Annotated in this window: 14 protein-coding genes and 3 pseudogenes; 8 read left to right on the forward strand and 9 right to left on the reverse strand. The window is 70.0% G+C overall.

All coding sequences use genetic code 11. From position 1 onward, the window contains the following. Nucleotides 1–399: 399 nt before the first annotated feature. The 6 genes and pseudogenes from ACTWQJ_RS23670 to ACTWQJ_RS23695 all read right to left on the reverse strand — a co-directional run bounded on the left by ACTWQJ_RS23670 (nucleotide 400) and on the right by ACTWQJ_RS23695 (nucleotide 8,705). Entirely contained in the window at nucleotides 400–2,817 is a 2,418-nt protein-coding gene (locus ACTWQJ_RS23670; RefSeq protein ID WP_443308601.1) for a glycoside hydrolase family 95 protein, read from the reverse strand. A 156-nt stretch (nucleotides 2,818–2,973) separates the two neighbouring features. Continuing rightward, the gene (locus ACTWQJ_RS23675) at nucleotides 2,974–4,035 is read right to left on the reverse strand and encodes an ABC transporter permease (protein ID WP_443308602.1); all 1,062 of its coding nucleotides are present in this window, start codon (nucleotides 4,033–4,035) and stop codon (nucleotides 2,974–2,976) included. Continuing rightward, nucleotides 4,028–5,442, reverse strand: a pseudogene (locus ACTWQJ_RS23680) (sugar ABC transporter ATP-binding protein). Before ACTWQJ_RS23680 ends, ACTWQJ_RS23675 begins: the two are co-directional and overlap by 8 nt. Nucleotides 5,443–5,462: 20 nt before the next feature. Then, nucleotides 5,463–6,539: a sugar ABC transporter substrate-binding protein gene (locus tag ACTWQJ_RS23685; protein ID WP_443308603.1), complete on the reverse strand. Its 1,077-nt coding sequence runs from the start codon at nucleotides 6,537–6,539 to the stop codon at nucleotides 5,463–5,465. Between the two features lie 103 nt (nucleotides 6,540–6,642). Next, nucleotides 6,643–7,401, reverse strand: a complete 759-nt coding sequence (locus tag ACTWQJ_RS23690) for an SDR family NAD(P)-dependent oxidoreductase (protein WP_443308604.1) — start codon at nucleotides 7,399–7,401, stop codon at nucleotides 6,643–6,645. Continuing rightward, on the reverse strand, nucleotides 7,398–8,705 hold the full coding sequence (locus tag ACTWQJ_RS23695) for an enolase C-terminal domain-like protein (RefSeq protein WP_443308605.1): 1,308 nt from the start codon (nucleotides 8,703–8,705) through the stop codon (nucleotides 7,398–7,400). The genes ACTWQJ_RS23690 and ACTWQJ_RS23695 overlap by 4 nt, the downstream gene beginning before the upstream one ends. 304 nt (nucleotides 8,706–9,009) lie before the next feature. Here ACTWQJ_RS23695 and ACTWQJ_RS23700 point away from each other — a divergent pair, with 304 nt between their 5' ends. From ACTWQJ_RS23700 to larE, 8 genes are all read left to right on the forward strand, one after another. Next, nucleotides 9,010–9,723 (forward strand): FadR/GntR family transcriptional regulator, encoded by a 714-nt coding sequence (locus ACTWQJ_RS23700; RefSeq protein ID WP_443308606.1) that lies wholly within the window; start codon nucleotides 9,010–9,012, stop codon nucleotides 9,721–9,723. A gap of 104 nt (nucleotides 9,724–9,827) precedes the next feature. Beyond that, on the forward strand, nucleotides 9,828–10,679 hold the full coding sequence (locus ACTWQJ_RS23705; RefSeq protein WP_224740454.1) for a fumarylacetoacetate hydrolase family protein: 852 nt from the start codon (nucleotides 9,828–9,830) through the stop codon (nucleotides 10,677–10,679). A gap of 56 nt (nucleotides 10,680–10,735) precedes the next feature. Continuing rightward, a complete protein-coding gene (locus tag ACTWQJ_RS23710) occupies nucleotides 10,736–11,668 on the forward strand; it encodes an aldo/keto reductase (RefSeq protein WP_443308607.1) in 933 nt (310 codons plus the stop codon). After that, nucleotides 11,665–12,594, forward strand: coding sequence for an amidohydrolase family protein (locus ACTWQJ_RS23715; RefSeq protein WP_443308608.1), 930 nt, complete (start codon nucleotides 11,665–11,667; stop codon nucleotides 12,592–12,594). Before ACTWQJ_RS23710 ends, ACTWQJ_RS23715 begins: the two co-directional genes overlap by 4 nt. Continuing rightward, the gene (gene larA / locus ACTWQJ_RS23720; RefSeq protein WP_443308609.1) at nucleotides 12,591–13,871 is read left to right on the forward strand and encodes a nickel-dependent lactate racemase; all 1,281 of its coding nucleotides are present in this window, start codon (nucleotides 12,591–12,593) and stop codon (nucleotides 13,869–13,871) included. Before ACTWQJ_RS23715 ends, larA begins: the two co-directional genes overlap by 4 nt. Beyond that, nucleotides 13,868–14,557, forward strand: coding sequence for a nickel pincer cofactor biosynthesis protein LarB (larB, locus tag ACTWQJ_RS23725; protein ID WP_443308610.1), 690 nt, complete (start codon nucleotides 13,868–13,870; stop codon nucleotides 14,555–14,557). The genes larA and larB overlap by 4 nt, the downstream gene beginning before the upstream one ends. Beyond that, nucleotides 14,554–15,735: a nickel pincer cofactor biosynthesis protein LarC gene (gene larC / locus ACTWQJ_RS23730; protein WP_443308611.1), complete on the forward strand. Its 1,182-nt coding sequence runs from the start codon at nucleotides 14,554–14,556 to the stop codon at nucleotides 15,733–15,735. Before larB ends, larC begins: the two co-directional genes overlap by 4 nt. Beyond that, the gene (gene larE, locus ACTWQJ_RS23735; RefSeq protein ID WP_443308612.1) at nucleotides 15,725–16,549 is read left to right on the forward strand and encodes an ATP-dependent sacrificial sulfur transferase LarE; all 825 of its coding nucleotides are present in this window, start codon (nucleotides 15,725–15,727) and stop codon (nucleotides 16,547–16,549) included. The genes larC and larE overlap by 11 nt, the downstream gene beginning before the upstream one ends. A gap of 289 nt (nucleotides 16,550–16,838) precedes the next feature. On the opposite strand, the gene ACTWQJ_RS23740 is transcribed toward larE, so the two are convergent. From ACTWQJ_RS23740 to ACTWQJ_RS23750, 3 genes and pseudogenes are all read right to left on the reverse strand, one after another. Further along, a complete protein-coding gene (locus ACTWQJ_RS23740; protein ID WP_443308613.1) occupies nucleotides 16,839–17,147 on the reverse strand; it encodes a hypothetical protein in 309 nt (102 codons plus the stop codon). Between the two features lie 73 nt (nucleotides 17,148–17,220). Beyond that, nucleotides 17,221–18,444, reverse strand: a pseudogene (locus ACTWQJ_RS23745) (IS3 family transposase). Between the two features lie 66 nt (nucleotides 18,445–18,510). Then, a pseudogene (locus ACTWQJ_RS23750) lies at nucleotides 18,511–18,695 on the reverse strand (hypothetical protein); the annotation flags it as partial. Between the last annotated feature and the right edge of the window lie 709 nt (nucleotides 18,696–19,404).

Below are 19,404 nucleotides of genomic sequence, written 5' to 3' on the forward strand. Positions count from 1 at the left end.
ATGGGCAGCGGCCGTTCTTTCGTGCTTCGTTACTCGACATCTCGAAGCGTGAAGAACGGCCGCGCCACGTGCTGCCGGTTCCCGGAGAACTCAGCAGGTCGAGTGACCTGCGGCGTTAAACGCCAAGCTTAGGCGTACTCCTCCCGCTGGGGGCAGGTGGGCCGCGAGCTCGTCTGACACGGCAGGGAGACCGCGATGGTGGCGAAGGTGTGCAGCCGTCGCAGTGGTCCGCCTTCGGCTCCGATCCGGCCGACCGGATCATGTCCGCCTCCGGGGACCCGCCGTGACGGAGGGGTGTCGGCAGCCCTGGCGAATCTGTGCCGCTCGCCCGTCATGGCCCCTGGGCGCCGCTGCGCCCGCCTCCAACGACCGGCTTGGCGCAGACGGCACCTCAGGGTGTCACAGCGGCGTGATCACGTACTCCTCGCCTGCCCGGGTCTCGAACACGACGACTGTGCTTTCGGGGCGTTTCACCTGTGTCCGAGTGCCGCTCTTGGAATGCACGGTGACCGGTGTGGCGGTGCGCAGTCGGGCAGTGCCGGTCTGACGTGCCGCGAGCTGGGCGTGGGTCAGTGCGCCGTTGCTCCAGGAGAGGTCGACGGTGAGGCAGCCGCGGGCGAGGAGGCCAGTGGCCCGGCCCTCCGCAAGCTGCGGAGGCAGCGCGGGGAGTAGGTGGACCTCGTCGGTGTGGGACTGGAGCAGCCATTCGGTCACACCCGCGGTGGCTCCGAAGTTGCCGTCGATCTGGAAGGGCGGGTGCAGGTCGAACAGGTTCGGGGCGGTGCGGTCGGGGGTGAGCAGGTCGGTGAGGAGTTTGTAGGAGCGCATCCCGTCTTCGGCGCGCGCCCAGAAATTGATCTTCCAGGCGAGGGACCAGCCGGTGCCGGCGTCCCCGCGCATCTCCAGTGTCCTCAGAGCGGCCCGGAACAGCTCGGGGGTGCCGCGCTTGGAGATCTGGTTGCTGGGGTGCAGGCCGTACAGGTGGGAGATGTGGCGGTGTTGCTGCTCGGGCGCGCCGGCGTCCCAGTCCTGCTGCCACTCCTGCAGTTGTCCCAGCGCACCGATCTTCATGGGCGGCAGTTGGGCGCGGGTCTGGCGCACCTGGTCGGCGTACGGGCTCGTGGCGCCGAGCGTGTCACAGGCGGCGAGGTAGCCGTCGAACAGGTCGCGCAGGATCTGGTTGTCCATGGTCGGACCGGCACAAGCGGACACGCCGGGGTGGTGGGCGTTCTCCGGTGACACGGACGGACAGGTCACCAGGTGCCCGGTGGTGGGGTCGGGGACGAGAGCGTCGAGGAAGAAGCGGACCGCTCCTTCAACGACCGGCAGGCGCCGGCGCAGCGCGTCGCGGTCGCCGGTGAAGCGGTAGTGCTCCCATACCGAGGTGGCCAACCAAGCGCCACCGGTGGGCCACATGCCCCAGAACGCGCCGTCGACAGGCGCGGTGCCGCGCCAGGCGTCGGTGTTGTGATGGGCGACCCAGCCGTTCGCGCCGTACTGCACCCGTGCGGTCTTCTGTCCTGCCTGGGCGAGGTCGTCGAGAAGAGCGAAGATCGGTTCCCAGCACTCCAGGAGGTTGGTGGTAGGTGCGGGCCAGTAGTTCATCTCCGTGTTGATGTTGATCGTGTACTTGGAGTCCCAGGGCGGGGAGAGCTGGTCGTTCCAGATACCCTGCAGGTTGGCGGGCTGGGTGCCGGGGCGGGAGGAAGCGATGAGCAGGTAGCGGCCGAACTGGTAGTGCAGGGCCACCAGCTGGGGGTCGTCGGCCTGGGCGAAGGCCGCGATCCGCTGATCGGTCGGCGCCTGTGCGGCATCCGTGGTGCCGAGGTCGAGCGTGACGCGCCGGAAGAGGGCCCGGTGGTCGCGCACGTGCCGGGAGCGCAGCTGCCCGTAGGGGGTGTCGGCGGCGGCGTTCAGGGGGCGTTCGGCGCGGGCCCGGTGGTCACCGGAAGCGTCCCGGTAGTCGTTGTAGCTGGTGCCGACGGATACCAGCAGGGTCACCGCGTCGGCCCCGTCCACGGCGAGTGTGCCGTTCTCGCTGCGCACGGTGCCCCCCTCGGCGCGGGCACGGACCAGAGCGCGAAAGCGGACCCGGCCGGTGATTCCCTCGCGGGTCTGCCCGATCCCCTCCAGCGCGGCGGTGATGCGGTCCGGGGAGGATGTCTGGGCCTGCTGGGGGCTGTCGAAGGTGGCGGTGAGCGACAGGGCACCGGGGGTGTCGGCGGTCAGGCGGACCACGATCAGCTGGTCGGCGTGGGTGGCGAACGCCTCGCGACGGTAGGCCACCCCGCTGCGGGTGTACGTCGTGGTGGCCACGGCCGTGTCCAGGTCCAACTCCCGTCGATAGGAGCTGACGTCACCTGTGCCCGGGACCTTGAGGCGCAGGTTGCCGACCGTCTGGTACATCAACTCCCCGACCGGGCTGCCCAGGAACGTCGAGTTGATCAGATCCTGGGCCGAGTTCCACTGGCCGGCGAAGACCCGGCGCCGGATCTCGGGGAGGTTTGCCAGGCCCTGGGGGTTGGCGGGCTCGTAGGGGCCTCCCGCCCACAGAGTGTCCTCGTTGAGCTGGAGCTGTTCGGTGTCGACTCCGCCGAACACCATCGCGCCGAGGCGGCCGTTGCCGATCGGCAACGCCTCCAGCCACTGGCCTGCGGGCCTGTCGTACCACAGGGCGAGGCGGGAGGTGTCCGGCGCGGCGGCATCCTCCGCTTCTGCGGCGGTCTGCGGTGCCGCGGCCGCCGCAGTGGGCGGGAGGCCGACGGCAAGTGCAGCGGACGTCGCTGCGGAGGTGACGAGAAAATCTCTTCGTTCCATGGGAATGCCTGCCTTTCGGATGCGGGTTGGGCTGGTCATTCACGAATGGGGGGTGAGGTCCGCTGCCCCGACCGTGGTCACGGCCGTGCGATGCGGCGTGGCCGACCGGTCTCGGGCGGCGGCGGGGCCAGGGGGCGGCGGGGAAGGCAGGGGCGTCTATTCCTGCGCCTTGCCTCCGGTGATGCGGGACAGCGCCAGCGCGACGAGGATGATCGCGCCGTTGAGGGCGCCGATCCACTGCGCGGGGACGCCTCCGAGGGTGAGGACGTTCTGGATCAGGAACAGCAGCAGGATGCCGGTGAACGCGCCGAACACCGTGCCCTTGCCGCCGTTGAGGCTGATACCGCCGATGACGGCGGCGGCGAACACGGTGAAGATGTAGCCGTTGCCCTGGGCGGAGGCCACGGAGGCGAGGCGTCCCGAGAGCAGCAGGCCGCTCAGCGCGGCGAGGACGCTCGCGGTGACGATGACGATCCACAGCACCCGGTCGGTGCGGATGCCGGCCGCTTTCGCCGCGTCGACGTTGCCGCCGATCGCATAGAGGGAGCGGCCGAAGCTGGTGAAGCCGAGCACCACGATGCCGATCGCGAAGAGGATCAGGCAGATCCACACCGAGGCGGGCATGCCCAGCCATTGGGTGGTGCCGAGGTAGAGCATCGACGGGGGCAGCTGAAAGAAGGTCTGGCCGCCGGAGATGCCGGTCAGGATGCCGCGCAGCACGATCAGCATGCCGAGTGTCACGATGAAGCCGTTGAGCCCGAACCGGATGATGAACAGGGCGTTCACGACACCGATGAGGAGACCGACCGTCAAGGTGACGGGGATGGACCAGGCACCGGGCAGCAGTCCGACCCCGTGTGCCGCGCCCGCCGGGACGGTGAGCCAGGCCGCGACGCCGGGGGCGAGCCCGACGGTGGACTCCAGGGAGAGGTCCATCTTCTTGACGATCAGCACCAGGGTCTGGGCGAGGACCAGCAGTGCGATCTCGGACATGGTCTGCAGGACGTTGATCAGGTTGTCGGGCTGCAGGAACACCGGATTCACCAGCTGGCCGACGATGGCCATGACGATGATCGCAGGAATGAGCGCCAGGTCCCGGAGCCGCGCGAAGGCCAGCCTGCGTTCTCCCGTCCTCCCTGCGGTCGGCTGCTCGCTCTTGGTGTCCGGCGGCCCGTCGCTGGGGCTCTTCGCGGCGGCCGCGGTCGCGCTTTCAGACATCGAGGTCCACTCCTTCCATTGCGGCCACGAGTTCGTGGTCGTGCCAGCCGCTGGCCTTCTCGGCCACTACTCGGCCCTGGAACATCACCAGGACCCGGTCGCACATGCGCAGGTCGTCGAGTTCGTCGGAGGCGATGAGCACGCCGGTGCCGGACTCGGCGATCTCCTCGACCTTGCCGAGGAGGAACTCCTTGGACCGCACGTCGACACCGGCGGTCGGATTGATCAGGACCAGCACCTTCGGGTCGTTGGCGATGGCTCGTGCCATGACGACCTTCTGCTGGTTGCCTCCGGACAGTCCGGAGACGGGCAGCTCCGGCCCCGGCGTCTTGATCGCCAGATTTTCGATCATGGAACGGGCGATGGTGTCCCGGCGGCGCCCGTCGATGAAACCGGGCGGACCGATTCGTTCGGGGATGGCGAGGGTGCCGTTGTCCGCGATCGACATCTCCGGCACGAATCCCTGCTGGTGACGGTCCTGCGGGACGAAGCCGGCCCCGGCCTTCAGAGCCGCGGACACACTGCCGGGTCGTGGACGCACCCCGGCGATCGTCACCGTGCCCGAGTCTGCGGCCCGTAGTCCCACGACCGTCTCCGCCACCTCGATACGACCGCTGCTGGCCGCGCCGGCGAGACCGACGATCTCTCCGCGGCGGATGCGGACGGACACGTCCTCGTACGCACCCGGGAGGGTGGCGCCTTCCACCGCGAGCGCATCCGGGGATGCGGTGTCCGTGGGGCGACGGCGGGCCCTGGTGGCTTCGGTCGCGCCCTCGCCGGTCATGGCGGCGATCAGTTCGGCGCGGGGCAGTTCGGCCACCGGGGCAGTCAGGATGTGCCGGGCGTCGCGGAACACGGTCACCGTGTCGCAGATCTCGTAGATCTCCTGGAGGTGGTGGCTGATGAACAGGAAGGTCACGCCCTGGCGTTGCAGGTCCCGGATCCGGGCGAACAGGCGGTTGATCGCGGACCCGTCGAGCTGTGCGGGGTGCTCACGTCCACGTCGACCGACCAGGTTTGCAGCAGCTCGCGTGCTCTGCCGCGCACCGTTCGCCAGCTGATCAGGCCGCCGCGACCGCGGTCGTGCCGGTTGAGGAAGAGGTTTTCGGCGACCGTCAACTCGAGCATGATGGTGGGCTTCTGGTATACGCAGGCCACCCGCCGGCGCCAGCCGTCGCGGTCCGTGAGTCGGGGGGCCGGCTCGCCGTTGAAGGTGACCGTGCCCTCGTCCGGTGCGTGAAGTCCGGTGAGGATGGAGACCAGCGTGGACTTCCCGGCACCGTTGCGTCCGACGAGTGCATGGGTCTGCCCGGGCGCGATCGTGATCCCGGCGTCGCGCAGCGCCACCGTGGGACCGAATCGCTTCGTTATCCCCGCCGCCTGGGCGACGGGCGGAGCCGTAACCATGTCTGTGTATCGCCTTCCGGTCAGCCGAGGTGGTTGCCCCAGAGGGAGTCGTCGTCGCTCTTGAGGCTGGGGACCCCGCCGTAGGTGCCGCCGTCCGCCGTCACCAGGGGTGCGGAGAGCTGGTCCTCCAGAAGGCCGTCGCGCACCTTGATGATCGTGCTGTCGTGGTCGGTCTTGCCGGGCGTGAACGTCTTGCCGTCGATCGCCGCCTTCAGGTAGTAGAGGGCGTACTTGGCGTAGAGGTCGGCCGGCTGGGAAACGGTGGCGTCGATCTTGCCCTCGGCGATGTTCTTGAGTTCCTCGGGGATGCCGTCGTTGGAGACGACGAACACGTGCTTCTTGTCCTCGGGGCCGACCAGCAGGTTCTTCTGCTTGAGTACCTGGAGGGTGCCGGCCAGCGCGAAGCTGGACTGCATGTAGACGCCCTTGATGTCGGGGTGGGCGGTCAGGGTCGTCTGCAGCTTCTGCGCAGCGACCGCTCCGTCCCAGTTGGTGGCCTCACCGAAGACCTTGATGGCCGGATAGTTCTTCTTCATGCAGCCGTTGAACGCCTCGGTACGGTCGCGGCCGTTGACGGAGGCGAGATCGCCCTGGAGCATGACGACCTTGCCCTTGCCTCCCAGCTTGGTCCCGAGGTATCGGCAGGCCTTCTCGCCGTATGCGCGGTTGTCCGCGCGGACGACCATGTACACGTTGCCGGTGTCGGGGCGGGTGTCCACGGAGACGACGGGAATTTTCTTCGCTTCCAACTGCGCCAGGGTGGGCGCGATGGCGGCGGTGTCCTGCGGCGCCATCGCGACACCCTTGACGCCCTGACTGATGAACGTCTGGACGTTGGCGGTGAGTTTGGCGACGTCGTTCTGCGAGTTGGTGGTCTTCAGATCGAGCTTGAGTTCCTTCGCGAACTGCGGGGTGTACTTGATGTACGAGTTCCAGAAGTCGGTGTCGGAGCGCGGGTAGTCGACCCCGACCGCCGCTGCACCACCGCCTTGGCCCGAGGCTGACGCGGATCCGGAACCCCCGCAGGCAGCGAGTGAGGTGACGGTCAGGGCGGCGAGGGCGCCGAAACAGGCGTGTCTGGTGAACCTGAGCTTCATTGCTCGTTCTCCTTGCTGGTGGGGCCACGCGGACGGGCTGTGTGCGGGACCGGTTGTGCGGTGTGCGGGTGCCGGTCGTGGGAGTGGAGGGGGAGGGAGCGGGTCAGGTGCGCGGGCGGATCCGCAGGCCCTGCATGCCGCCGTCGACGGGGAGGTCGGTGCCGGTGGTGGAGCCGGATCGGGGGCTTGCCAGGTAGGCGATGGCCGCGGCGACCTCGTCGGCGGAGACGAGACGGCCCATGGGCTGGCGGGCGTGGAGAGCAGCGCGTTCGGCTGCAGGGTCGGCGGCGCGGTCCAGGAGGCGGCCGATCCACGGCGTGTCGGCGGTGCCGGGGTTGACGCAGTTGACGCGGATCCCGGAGTGCACGAGGTCGGCGGCGGTTGCCCGGGTGAGGGCGAGCACGGCGCCCTTCGTGGCGGAGTACAGCACCCGGTCGGGCAGCCCTGCGGTGGCGGCGATGGAGCAGGTGTTGACGATGGCCGCGCTGCCGGAGCGGCGCAGATGGGGGAGAGCGGCCCGAGTCACCCGGACCATGCCGAGGACGTTGACGTCGAAGACTCGGTGCCACTCGTCGTCGGTGTTCTCCTCGATGGTGCCCTGGGCGCCGATCCCGGCGTTGTTGATCAGGATGTCGATGCCGCCGAGCACGCGCGCGGCCTCCTCGACGGCTGCCCGGACGCCCGCATCGTCGGCGACGTCCGCGCGGATCCCGACGAGGGGTTCGGGAAGGTCGTCGGGTTTGAGGTCGAGGCAGGCGACGCGAGCCCCGCGGACGGCCAGCAGGCGAGCGGTGGCCAGCCCGATGCCGGAGGCGCCGCCGGTGACGAGGGCTGTCAGTCCCGCGAACTCGGGCGCGCTCATCCGTCGGCCTCTCCGCTCCACACAGGGCCGTCGGGGTAGCGGTGGTCCGCCAGGGACTGCGGGTGGAGTTCGGCGCTGATGCCGGGGGCGGCCGGGGCGAGATAACGGCCGTCGCGGATGCGGACCGGATCGGTGAAGTGCTCGTGCAGGTGGTCGACGTACTCGATCACGCGGTTCTCGGTGGTGCCGCTGACGGCCACATAGTCGAACATCGCAAGGTGCTGCACCATCTCGCACAGTCCGACCCCGCCGGCGTGCGGGCAGACCGGGACGCCGAACTTGGCGGCCAGCAGCAGGACGGCGACGTTCTCGGTGACACCGGCGGTGCGGCTGGCGTCGAGCTGCAGGATGTCGAGTGCACCCGCCTGGAGAAGCTGTTTGAACATCACCTGGTTGTGGGTGTGTTCACCTGTGGCCACCTTGACCGGCGCCACCGCCCGGCGGATGGCGGCGTGGCCGAGGATGTCGTCCGGTGAGGTGGGTTCCTCGATCCAGTACGGGTCGTAGGGTGCGAGCGACGCCGTCCAGTCGATCGCCTGTTGAACTCCCCACGCCTGATTGGCGTCGACGGCAATCCTGATGTCCGGGCCGACCGCCTCGCGGGCCAGCCGCATACGGCGCCGGTCGGCCTCGCGGTCGGCGCCGACCTTCAGCTTGATCTGGCCAAAGCCCTCGGCGACTGCCTCCTTGGACAGCCGTACCAGCTTCTCGTCGTCGTAGCCGAGCCAGCCGGGGGTGGTGGTGTACGCCGGGTAGCCGTGCTCCAGCAGGTGCGCGGCGCGTCGGGCACGGCCGGGTTCGGCGCGGCGCAGGATGTCGAGGGCCTCGTCACGGGTGAGGGCGTCCTGGAGGTAGCGGAAGTCGACCAGGTCGACCAGCTGTTCCGGGGAGAGCTCGGCCAGCAGCCGCCAGACCGGCTTTCCGGTACGGCGCCCGTACAGGTCCCAGACGGCGTTGACGATCGCCGCGGCGGCCATGTGGATGGCCCCCTTCTCCGGGCCCAGCCAGCGCAGTTGGCTGTCACCGGTCAGCCGCCGGGAGAAGCCGCCGAGATCGGCCAGTACCTCCTCCACCGGGAGCCCCACGATCAGCGGGGCAAGGGCTCGTACGGCAGCGACCTGGACGTCGTTGCCGCGTCCCACGGTGAAGGCGAGCCCGTGCCCCTCACCCCCGGCGCTCGTACGGAGCGTCACATAAGCAGCCGAGTAGTCGGGTTCGGGGTTCATGGCGTCGGAGCCGTCGAGTTCCCGCGAGGTCGGGAACCGCACGTCGACGGCCTCGACCGCGCTGATCAGCTCACTCATCGGGCCCGACACCTTCGGCTCGGAGGGTCCAGCACTGTCTCGGCGCCATGGCAACCACCCATCGTCGTGTGTCAACGCGATGTCCTCTCTGCGAGGGCAGAATCTGGACATGGGATGGATTTATAGGGTCGCCCCGTGGCGGTGTCCATACCTCGGGAGGAAAAGATATGGCGTCAAGCAATCTGCCTGCGCCTTTATGTCGAAGACATATGTGGGTGACTTCTTGAGCCGCTCCATTTCTTCCTCAGTGATGGGATGTGTTGCTACGCTGCCGCCGCCTGGGCAACGAGCAGGGAGCAGCCGCATGTCATTGACCGACAAGGCCATCGACCGCATCAGGGATCTCATCCACTCCGGCGAGCTGCCGCCAGGCGCCAAACTGCCGCCCGAGCAGCAGCTGGCCGCGGAGCTGGGCCTGTCCCGCAATCTGATGCGGGAGGCGGTGAAGGCACTGGTTGTCGCACGGGTGCTGGAAATCCGTCGGGGCGACGGCACCTATGTGACCAGCCTCGAACCGGAGCTGCTGCTGAGCAGCATCGGGTCGGCGGTGGAACTGCTGCGCGGCGACACCCTGCTGGAGCTGACCGAGGTGCGGCGGCTGTTCGAACCGGTCGCCACCGGACTGGCCGCCGCCCGGATCTCGGCCGAGGAACTGGGGGAGGTGGAGCGGCACTTGGACGCGATGCGGGCGGCCCGGGACGACGTGGAGCGGCTCAACGAGCACGACGCCGCGTTCCACCGGGCGGTGATCGCGGCCACGGGCAACGCCACCCTCGCCACCCTGCTGGAGGGCATCTCCAGCCGGACGGTGCGTGCACGCGTCTGGCGAGGTCTGGTGGACGACAAGGCCGCTGCCCGCACCGTCGCCGAACATGAGGCGATCTACCAGGCGCTGGCCGCCCGCGACACCTCCCTGGCCCAGGCCGCCGCGCTCCTGCACGTCAGCACCACCGAGCAGTGGCTGCGCGAGCACCTGGAGCCCAACAGCGGCATCCCGAGCGGCGTCAGGAAGGCCTAGCAGTTCCTGACCCCCATCGCCCACCACCCCGTTTTCCCCTCCCCCGTGTCCGGCCCAGGCGCCATCGCCTCGGGCAGCCACGTTCCCTCAGCGAGGAGCATCCGATGAGATTCCTGCGCGTGGGCCCTGCGGGCTCCGAGCGCCCCGCCGTCCTCGACGCCGACGGCGTCGCCTACGACCTGATGTCGCTCACCGCCGACATCGACGGCACCTTCCTGGCCGGGGACGGCGTTCAGCGCGCCCGCGCCGCGCTGGCCGAGGGAGCTCTGCCGCGCATCGAGATGACGGGGCGACGCATCGGCGCCCCGGTGGCGCGACCCGGCAAGGTCGTGTGCGTCGGGCTGAACTACGTCGATCACGCCGAGGAGACCGCGACCCCGCCCCCGGCCGAGCCGGTGGTCTTCATGAAGGCGGCCAACACAGTGGTCGGACCCGACGACACCGTCCTCATACCGCGCACCAGCAGCAAGACGGACTACGAGATCGAACTCGCGGTCATCATCGGCCGGACCGCCCGCTACCTGCACTCGCCGGATGCCGCCGCCGAGGTCATCGCGGGCTACGCCATCGCCGACGACGTGAGCGAGCGCGCCTTCCAGCACGAGCGCGGAGGACAGTGGGACAAGGGCAAGTCCTGCGAGACGTTCAACCCGCTCGGACCCTGGCTGGTGACGCCGGACGAGACCGGCGACCCCCAGGACCTGGGGCTGCGGCTGCGGGTCAACGGCGAGCCGCGCCAAGACGGCCACACCAAGAACATGATCTTCGGTGTGCACCACATCGTCTGGTATCTGAGCCAGTTCATGGTGCTGGACCCCGGCGACGTGATCAACACAGGAACCCCGGCAGGAGTCGCCTTCGGCGCCAACGACTTCCCCTACCTCCGGGCCGGCGACGTGGTCGAGGTGGAGATCGACCGGCTCGGTCGTCAGCGGCACGTCGTCGGGCAGGCCTGATGTCCGGCGCGGCTCACCCCTGGTACGCCGAACGGGTACCTCTCGGACGCTCCGAAGTGACTGTCAGCCGCATCGGGCTGGGCACCGCGCCGCTGGGCGGTCTGTTCTCGGCTGTCGGCGACCGGGAGGCCGCCGCCACGTTGGAGGCCGCCTGGTCGGCCGGGATCCGCTACTTCGACACCGCCCCGCACTACGGTGCCGGGCTCGCCGAGCGGCGGCTCGGCGCGTTCCTCACCGGCATCGGGCGCCCGCGCTCGCAATGCACGGTGTCCACCAAGGTCGGCCGGTTGCTCGTGCCGGGTGAGTCCGCTTCGGGAGACGAGAACTTCCACGGCGAACCCGGCCTGGTCAGGATCCGCGACTACAGCGCCGAAGGCGTCTACCGCTCCCTGGCCGAGAGCCTGGAGCGCTCCGGCCTCGATGCCTTCGACATCGTGCTCATCCACGACCCGGACGACCACTGGAAGGAGGCCGTCACCGGCGCCTACCCGGCGCTGGACCGGCTGCGTGCCGAGAAAGCGGTCCGGGCGATCGGCGTGGGGATGAACCAGACGGCGATGCTCACCCGCTTCGTCACCGAGACGGACCTCGACTGTGTGCTCGTGGCCGGCCGCTACTCCCTGCTGGATCGCAGCGCGGCCGACGAATTGCTGCCCGCTTGTGCCGAACGCGGAGTGGGCGTCCTGGTCGGCGGTGTCTTCAACAGCGGCATCCTGGCGAATCTGGCACCCGATGCCACGTACGACTACGCGCCGGCCCCCGAAGCGGTGCGGCGGCATGCCCTCGCTCTGAGCGAGCTCTGCGCTGCCCACGGCGTGGCGCTGGCCGCCGCGGCTTTGCGGTTCCCGCTGCGGCACCCCGCCGTCACCGGGGTCGTCGTCGGGGCGCGCAGTGCGCAGGAGATCACCGTGAACGTCGCACACGCCTGCGCGTCGATCCCCGAGGAGCTGTGGGTGGCGCTCGACGCCCTTGAAGGGGATGGACGATGAGCAGGATCGACGCACACCACCACGTCTGGCGACCGGCATCGGCCCCGCCGTCCGCCGCGGGTTGCGGCCCGCGGCGCCGCGTACACGCATGGCTCGACGCTCCCGGCATGGCTCCGCTGCGGCGGGACTTCACCTTGGAGGACCTGGCGCCGACAGCCGGGGCAGCGGGCATCGACCGTACGGTGCTGGTCCAGGTCCTGCCCGACCTCGACGAGACCGCCGAGTTCCTGGCCTTGGCCGCAGCGGGCGACGTGGTCGCCGGGGTCGTGGGCTGGGCCGACCTCACCGCGGACGGCCTCGCCGGCACCCTGGACGCGCTGCGGGCGGCGCCCGGTGGTGACCATCTGGTGGGCCTGCGGCACCTGGTGCAGGGTGAGCAGGACCCGGGCTGGTTGAACCGGCCGGACGTGCGCCGGGGGCTGCGCACGCTCGCGCAGGCGGGCCTCACCTTCGACCTGCTCGTCCTGCCTCACCAGCTGCCTGCCGCCATCACCGCCGTCAGGGAGCTGCCGGAACTCACCTTCGTCCTCGATCATCTGTCCAAGCCGCCCATCGCCACGGGCGAACTGCAGCCCTGGGCCTCGTTGATCCGTGAACTGGCGGCGGTGCCCAATGTGTTCTGCAAGCTGTCCGGCATGGTCACCGAGGCCGAATGGCACAACTGGAGCGTGACCGCTTTGCGTCCCTACGCCGAGGTGGTGCTCGACGCCTTCGGCCCGCGGCGGGTGATGTTCGGCTCGGACTGGCCGGTCTGTCTGCTGGCCGCCTCGTACGAGGAGGTCGTCGACGCGGCGGAGGCACTGACCGCCGACCTCACCGCAGCCGAGCGATCCCATGTCTTCGCCGCGACGGCCGAGCGCGCCTACCGACTGGGCGAGAGGGACGGGCGAGCCGGTGACGGAGATCCTGTGGGGGTGGTCCGGTGAAGGTGCGCCTGGCCTATGGGCAGTCAGGGCTCGACATCGAGGTGGATCCTCGTGCGGCGACGGTCGTCGAACCGGTCCACCACGAGGGGGCCGCGGACCAGATGGCCGTCCTGCGCGCGGCCCTGCGTGACCCGGTCGCCGGACCGCCGCTGCGCGAGCGGGTGCGCCCGGGGCAGACGGTGGCCATCTCGGCCTGCGACGGCACCCGCCCGCAGCCCCGGCACCTGATGATCCCGGCCGTCCTCGACGAACTCGAGGGCGTCGTCCGCCGGGAGGACGTGGTGATCCTCGTCGCGACCGGCACTCATCGCGGCAACGACGACTCCGAGCTCCGGGCGATGTTCGGCGACGAGATCGTGGACGCGGTACGGATCGTCAACCACGACGCCCGCGATGCCGGGCAGTTGACATGGATCGGCACCCACGGCAACGGCGTACCGGTGTGGCTCAACCGCGAGTGGTGGGAGGCGGACGTCCGCATCACCACCGGCTTCGTCGAGCCCCACTTCTTCGCCGGGTTCTCGGGCGGGCCCAAGCTCGTCGCCCCCGGGCTGGCCGCCCTGGAGACCGTGCTCGTGCTGCATGACGCGGCCCGCATCGGCGACCCGCGAGCCACCTGGGGCATCACCCACGGCAATCCGGTCCACGACGACGTGCGCGCCATCGCCGAAGCCACCGGCGTGACCTTCGCGCTGGACGTGGTGCTCAACCGGGACAAGGAGATCGTGGCCGCGTTCGGGGGCGACCTGCTGCCGATGCACGCCGCCGCGACGGCCACGGCCAAGCGGATGGCGATGCGCCCGGTGGAGTCGCCGTTCGACGTCGTCGTCACCACCAACTCCGGCTTCCCGCTGGACCAGAACCTGTACCAGGCGGTCAAGGGGATGTCGGCGGCCTTCCAGGTGGTCCGGCCCGGAGGGACGATCGTGTGCGCGGCCGAGTGCCGTGACGGCTTCCCCGACCACGGCTCCTACCGCCGGGTGCTGGCCTCCGCGCCGTCCCCGCAGGCGCTGTTCGCCGACATCGGCGCGCGGACCGAAACGATTCCGGACCAGTGGCAGGTGCAGATCCAGGCCCGTATCCAGTCGGGCAGCCACGTCATCATGCACACCTCCTTCCTCAGCGACGCAGAGCTGGCCGCAGCCCATCTGCGCCAGACCCACGACATCTCCGCCACCGTGGCGGAGGCGCTGGCCGCCGCGGGTCCGGGCGCCCGCCTCTGTGTCCTGCCGGAAGGTCCGCAGACCATTCCGTACATCGAAGGGGGGCGGCCGTGAGCGAGGTGCTCGACCTGGGATACGCACGGCTCGATCTCGGCCGTGAGGCCCGGCAGGGACTGCCCGAGGTCGTCTACGGCCCCGGCAAGACCGTGGAGCAGATCGCCGGAATCGTCACCGGACTCCTGGAACACAACACCGGGCCCGTGCTCGCCACCCGCGTCGCCCCCAATGCGGCGGCGGCAGTCCTGGTGCGGGTGGACGGCGGGGCGTACGACGAGAAGGCCCGGCTGCTGTCCTGGCGGCCGGCCGCCGCCGGGCAATTCTCCGTCATGGTGGTGGCCGCCGGAACGTCCGACGGTCCGGTGGCCGCCGAAGCCGCCGCCGTGGCCTCGGCCATCGGACTGGACACGACGGTCGTCCACGACGTGGGGGTGGCGGGACTCGACCGCGTCCTTCAGGTGCGCGGCCGGCTCCAGGACGCCGACGCGGTCATCGTGGTGGCCGGCATGGAAGGCGCCCTCGCCAGTGTTGTCGGCGGCCTGGTGCGCGCCCCCGTTGTCGCGGTGCCCGTCTCCACGGGATACGGCGCCTCGCTGGAGGGCGTCACAGCGCTCCTCGCCATGCACGCCTCCTGTGCCGCCGGGGTGACCGTGGTCAACATCGACTCCGGGTTCTCGGCGGCCATGGCGGTCCACCGCATCGCCCAGGCCCGGTTGACGGCAGAGCGCGGAGGCACCGAGTGATCTGCTGGGTCAACCCGTTCACCGGACTGGCCGGGGACATGCTGCTGGCCGCCCTGATCGATGCGGGGGCACCGCTGGACCGGATACGGGCCGCTGTGGCCGCCACCGGCCTGACCGGCTGGGACCTGATGGCCGAACGCATCACCGACCACGGACTGGCCGCCACCCGGGTCCGCGTGGAGGTCACCGACCCCTGCACCGAGCGCCGCGCCGCCGAGGTGCTGGAGATGGCCTCCCGGGCAGCCCCGCAGCCCGTCGCTGCCCTCGCCGTCGCCGCCGTGTCCGCCGTCGCCGAGGTGGAGGGGCAGCTGCATGACGCCGACCCGGCCACCGTCCACCTGCACGAACTCGGCGGCCACGACACCCTCGTCGACATCGTCGGCAGCGCCGCGGCCCTGCACGCCCTGGGCGTCACCGACGTCGTCAGCGCACCCCTGCCGCTCGGCCGGGGCCGGGTGAAGGCCGCGCACGGCGTCCTGCCCTGCCCCGCGCCGGCCACCCTCGCCCTCCTGGCGGGAGCAGCTGTCACGGGCAGCGACCTGCCCGGCGAAACGGTGACACCCACCGGAGCCGCACTGCTGCGCGCTGCCGGAGCCCGCTACGGTCCGCCGCCGCCCATGACGTTGGGCGCTACCGGTTACGGGGCAGGCACCCGTCGCCTGCCCGACCGGCCCAACGTCGTCTCCGTCAGCCTCGGCGCCGCCCTTCCGGCCGCACCGGACGAGGACGTGGTCGTCCTGGAGACCAACCTCGACGACGTCACCGGCGAACTCCTCGGGCACGTCATCACCCGGGCGCTGGACGCCGGTGCCCTCGACGCCTGGACGACCCCCGCCGTGATGAAGAAGGGCAGACCCGCGCAGGTCCTGCACGTCCTCACCACCCCGCATCACGAACGACTGCTCCGCCAGCTGGTCCTGGCCGAGACCGGCGCCCTCGGCGTCCGGCGCGTCGGCGCAACCCGCACGACGCTGCCGCGCGCCTTCGAGACGGTGGACGTCGGCGGACATCTCGTACGGATCAAACACGGTCCGCACGCGGCCAAGCCCGAGCACGACGACCTGGTGGCCGCAGCCTCGGCGCTGGGTCTGCCCCTGCGTGCCGTCGCCGCGCACGCACTTCGTCTCAGCCGAGGAGGAACGACGGTGACGCGTCAGGAGGAAGAACGTGCCGAGTGACGACCCCGTGGAGCAGCGGCTGGTGGACCGGGTGCGTGCGCTCGGCGGACCCTTCGCCGTCGCCTACTCGGGCGGCGCCGACTCCGCCCTGGTCCTGGCCGCGGGTGTGCGTGTGCTCGGGCCCGAGCACGTCCTGGCCGTCACCGCCGTGTCGGAGAGCCTGGCCGGCGGGGAACTCTCCCACGCCCGGCGCCTCGCCGACGAGCTCGGGGTCACCCATCTCACCCCGCGCACAAATGAGTTGACTCGCCCCGGCTACCGGGCCAACGGTCCCGACCGCTGCTACTTCTGCAAGTCCGAGGTGCTGGACACCATCGCCGCGCTTGCCCACGAGCACGGCTTCGACCTGGTGGCCACCGGCACCAACGCAGACGACGCCGCAGACCCCTACCGGCCGGGGGTCCGCGCCGGACGGGAACGCGGCATCAGGACTCCGCTCCTCGACGCCGGCCTGACGAAGGCGGACGTACGCCGCCTCAGCAGGCACTGGTCGCTGCCCACCTGGAACAAACCGGCGACTCCCTGTCTCGCCAGCCGGGTTCGCTATGGCATCGAAGTCACCCCCTATCGCCTGGCCCGCGTCGACCGCGCAGAGGCGGCCGTACGGGCCCTTTTGGCCGAGGCGGGACTGCAGGTGACGGACCTTCGGGTCCGCGACCTCGGAGACCGGGCCCGCGTCGAGGTGGATCCAGCTCTCGTACCCCGGACCGCGGCCTTGCCGGCCCTTGCGGAAGCCCTCGCCGGTGCCGGCTTCGCCGGCCTGCCTCACCTGGTCGAACCGTTCCGCTCGGGACGGCTCAACATTGATTCCTGATGCCGTCCGTCAGGCCGCCTGAGTGCTGGGCGGCGTGAGATCGCAGCACCTCAGCGGAGCACGTCGTCGACAGAGGTGCGCTCCCCGTTATTACCGCACGGTTCCGGCGGGGCCGGGCCTCACGTCCTCAGCCCGCCGTCACATGCGGCTACTGGCGAGGGCCCGCCTCCACCTTGATCGAGTCAGGATCCGACGAGACCGTCCTGCCCACCGAACCAACCGCATAGCCTACCGGAAGCGCCGCAGGCCAACCCTGACCTGCGAACGCGCGGCCTGTGTGCTACGCGCTTCAGCTGCCGTGCAGGCCGGCCGCGAGGTGATCCTCCGCCAGGGCCTCGATGGGTGCGGAACGGATGGTCCGGGAGGCTGCCGGGGGGTCCACAGTGACGGGTTCGCCGTACGCGTCGAGCCGGAAATCGACCGGTGTGGGGGCGAACGTTGGGATGTCCACAACGAGCTTGCGAGGGTAGGGCTTGTCACCGACCTCGACATATGCCGTCACCGAGTTGCCCTTCTCTCCCCTGCGTAGGGGGACGAGGCGCTCGCCGTCCACGGTGATGTCGGGCTTGCGGGTGGCACGCTGGCCGGGATCCGACAATTGGTCCGCGACGGCGCGCAGGAGCGCACAGGTCGACCATGTGAGGTTGACCCCCGGGAGTGGACACCGGGTTTTATGCGGCGAGTGACAGCGTACGTGACGCGATCAGTCGCTGCTCGAACTCGATCGGTGTGAGGTAGCCGAGGGCGGAGTGACGGCGGCGCCAGTTGTAGTACGACATCCAGCGGAACAACTCGAGCCGGGTCTGCGCCTTCGAGGCCCAGCGCCGACCGTGGAGCAACTCGCGCTTGAGTCCCTGGAAGAACGACTCGGCGAGGGCATTGACGCTCCTATAGTTCATAGCTCGAACCGACGCGCCCCATGCTGCGGCGGATGCCGTGCCGACGGCAGGCCTCGGCGAAGACGGCCGCACTGTACTGGGCGCCCCTGTCCGTGTGAAAGATGACGCCGTGCACCTGGCCGCCGCGGGCGGCAACCGCCATCTCGATGGCGTCCGTGACGAGCTCGGCGCGCATGTGATCGGCGATGGACCAGCCCACCACACGGCGCGAGCAGATATCGATGACCGTGGCCAGATACAGCCACGCTGATCCGACAGGTATGTAGGTAATGTCGCCGCACCACTTGGTGTTCAGCGTCTTCGCGTTGAAGTCCCTGTTCATCAGGTCCGGGGCGGGCGGCGCCGTCTTGTCCGGCACGGTGGTCCGCCTCTTCCTGCGCAGGTGACGGCCGATGATGTGGTTGACGCGCATCAGCCGGGTCACGCGCTTACGGTTGATTCTCCGTCCCGTGGCCCGCAGTTCGGCATGGACGCGAGGGGCTCCACAGGCGCCGTGATGTTCGGCGTGGACCTCACGGATCTCGGCGACCACCTTGGCCTCCTCGGCCTGGCGCTCGGCGCGGACGGCAGTGGCGGCCTGGTGCCTGTAGTAGCCGGAGCGGGACGCCCCGAGCACCCGGCAGATCCGCTGCACGCCGAAGTCTGCGCGGTTCTCGGAGATGAAGTCCCAGCGGCAGGGGCTCACTTCACCTCCCGGGCGAAATAGGCCGCTGCCCGGCGCAGGATCTCGCGCTCCAGCTGCCACTCCTGCTCGGCCTTGAGCAGCCGGGCGTTCTCGGCCCGCAGCCGGGCCAGCTCCTCCTCCGGGCTCACGCTGCCGTCGCGGCCCACGGGTGCGGTCTGGGCCTCGTCCTTGCGCACCCAGGTCCGCAGCGACTCCGCGGTGATGCCGAGATCCGCGGCCACCGCCGCATACGTCCGCTTCCCGGCCGCGGCGCGGTAGAGCGCGACGGCGTCCTTCCTGAACTCCTCCGGATACGGAGACTTGCGTCCCACCTGGACATCCCTCCCTGGACCATCAAGATCCATTGTCAGGGTGTCCACTCCAAAGGTTCATCCTCACGGTCGTCCTGCACCCAAGATGCCGACTGCGTTGGCCAGTTCCGCCGCGCAGGGGCTGTCCGGGGACCAGGTGGCGGTGACGATGGCGGTGCGGGCACCTCGGCGGCGTGCTGAGCTAGGACGCCGCCAGCGACGAGGGCCTCGTCGCTGGGGTGCGCGAAGCCCGCAAGCTGATCTGGCAACACAGCATCCTCCTGGTGAAGTTAACGAGGGAGGACGACGGTCATGGTGTTGGGCTGGCACCGGCGCGCAGGTGCGCGGCTCGGCACAGCTGGCCAGATGCAGGGGGTGCTCGGGATGGCCGCCGCGGCCGACGACCTGGAGCAGCTGGGCCCAGCGCGACGAGCTCCCCGGAGCGGGACCACTCCGCCCGATGGTGAGAATGGTTCTGCTGACTTTGTTCGGCGGGTGTAGGACGGGCTGCGACGCCTGGCTGCGCACTCCGCACGCAAGTCTGGCACCTTGCTGTACCAGCTATTTGTCGGAAAGTTGCGTGTTGGGAGCTAAGGGAAAACTGACTGCCGCTATGGTCGCCGACGCCCGTCGGCGCTATGGGGCCCGCACGGCGGACTGCCGTGCCCTCGCCCGCGAGTACAAGGTGTCGGTCAGCGCTATGCGCCATGCGCTGAACGGCACCACTTGGGCGCACGTCACCGATCCATCGCCAGTGGTTCGTCGCTCTTCCCCACCGCAGGCACTCACGGCTCACATCGTGTCGTTTGCACGCCGTCGTGTTGCCGAGGATCCTCGCCTTCTCGGCAGCCTAGTACTCCAGCCGTAGATCGTGATCTTCATGCCTGAGTGGCTTGTCGACGGTAGTGGCCGGCCTGGGATCGGGCCTGGTGGCGGCGCCGCCAGTCGGACCAACCGAGCCGGTGGGCGGCATCGTGGACG

Source organism: Streptomyces sp. KR55, from assembly GCF_052245645.1.
Classification (GTDB): domain Bacteria; phylum Actinomycetota; class Actinomycetes; order Streptomycetales; family Streptomycetaceae; genus Streptomyces; species Streptomyces flavusporus.

Excerpts from the sequence above, each read along its gene's own strand:
- ACTWQJ_RS23685 (WP_443308603.1), bottom strand. The coding sequence starts at position 6,539 with ATGAAGCTCAGGTTCACCAGACACGCCTGTTTCGGCGCCCTCGCCGCC.
- ACTWQJ_RS23690 (WP_443308604.1), bottom strand. The coding sequence starts at position 7,401 with ATGAGCGCGCCCGAGTTCGCGGGACTGACAGCCCTCGTCACCGGCGGC.
- ACTWQJ_RS23670 (WP_443308601.1), bottom strand. The coding sequence starts at position 2,817 with ATGGAACGAAGAGATTTTCTCGTCACCTCCGCAGCGACGTCCGCTGCA.
- ACTWQJ_RS23715 (WP_443308608.1), top strand. The coding sequence starts at position 11,665 with ATGAGCAGGATCGACGCACACCACCACGTCTGGCGACCGGCATCGGCC.
- ACTWQJ_RS23675 (WP_443308602.1), bottom strand. The coding sequence starts at position 4,035 with ATGTCTGAAAGCGCGACCGCGGCCGCCGCGAAGAGCCCCAGCGACGGG.
- ACTWQJ_RS23695 (WP_443308605.1), bottom strand. The coding sequence starts at position 8,705 with ATGAGTGAGCTGATCAGCGCGGTCGAGGCCGTCGACGTGCGGTTCCCG.
- ACTWQJ_RS23700 (WP_443308606.1), top strand. The coding sequence starts at position 9,010 with ATGTCATTGACCGACAAGGCCATCGACCGCATCAGGGATCTCATCCAC.
- ACTWQJ_RS23705 (WP_224740454.1), top strand. The coding sequence starts at position 9,828 with ATGAGATTCCTGCGCGTGGGCCCTGCGGGCTCCGAGCGCCCCGCCGTC.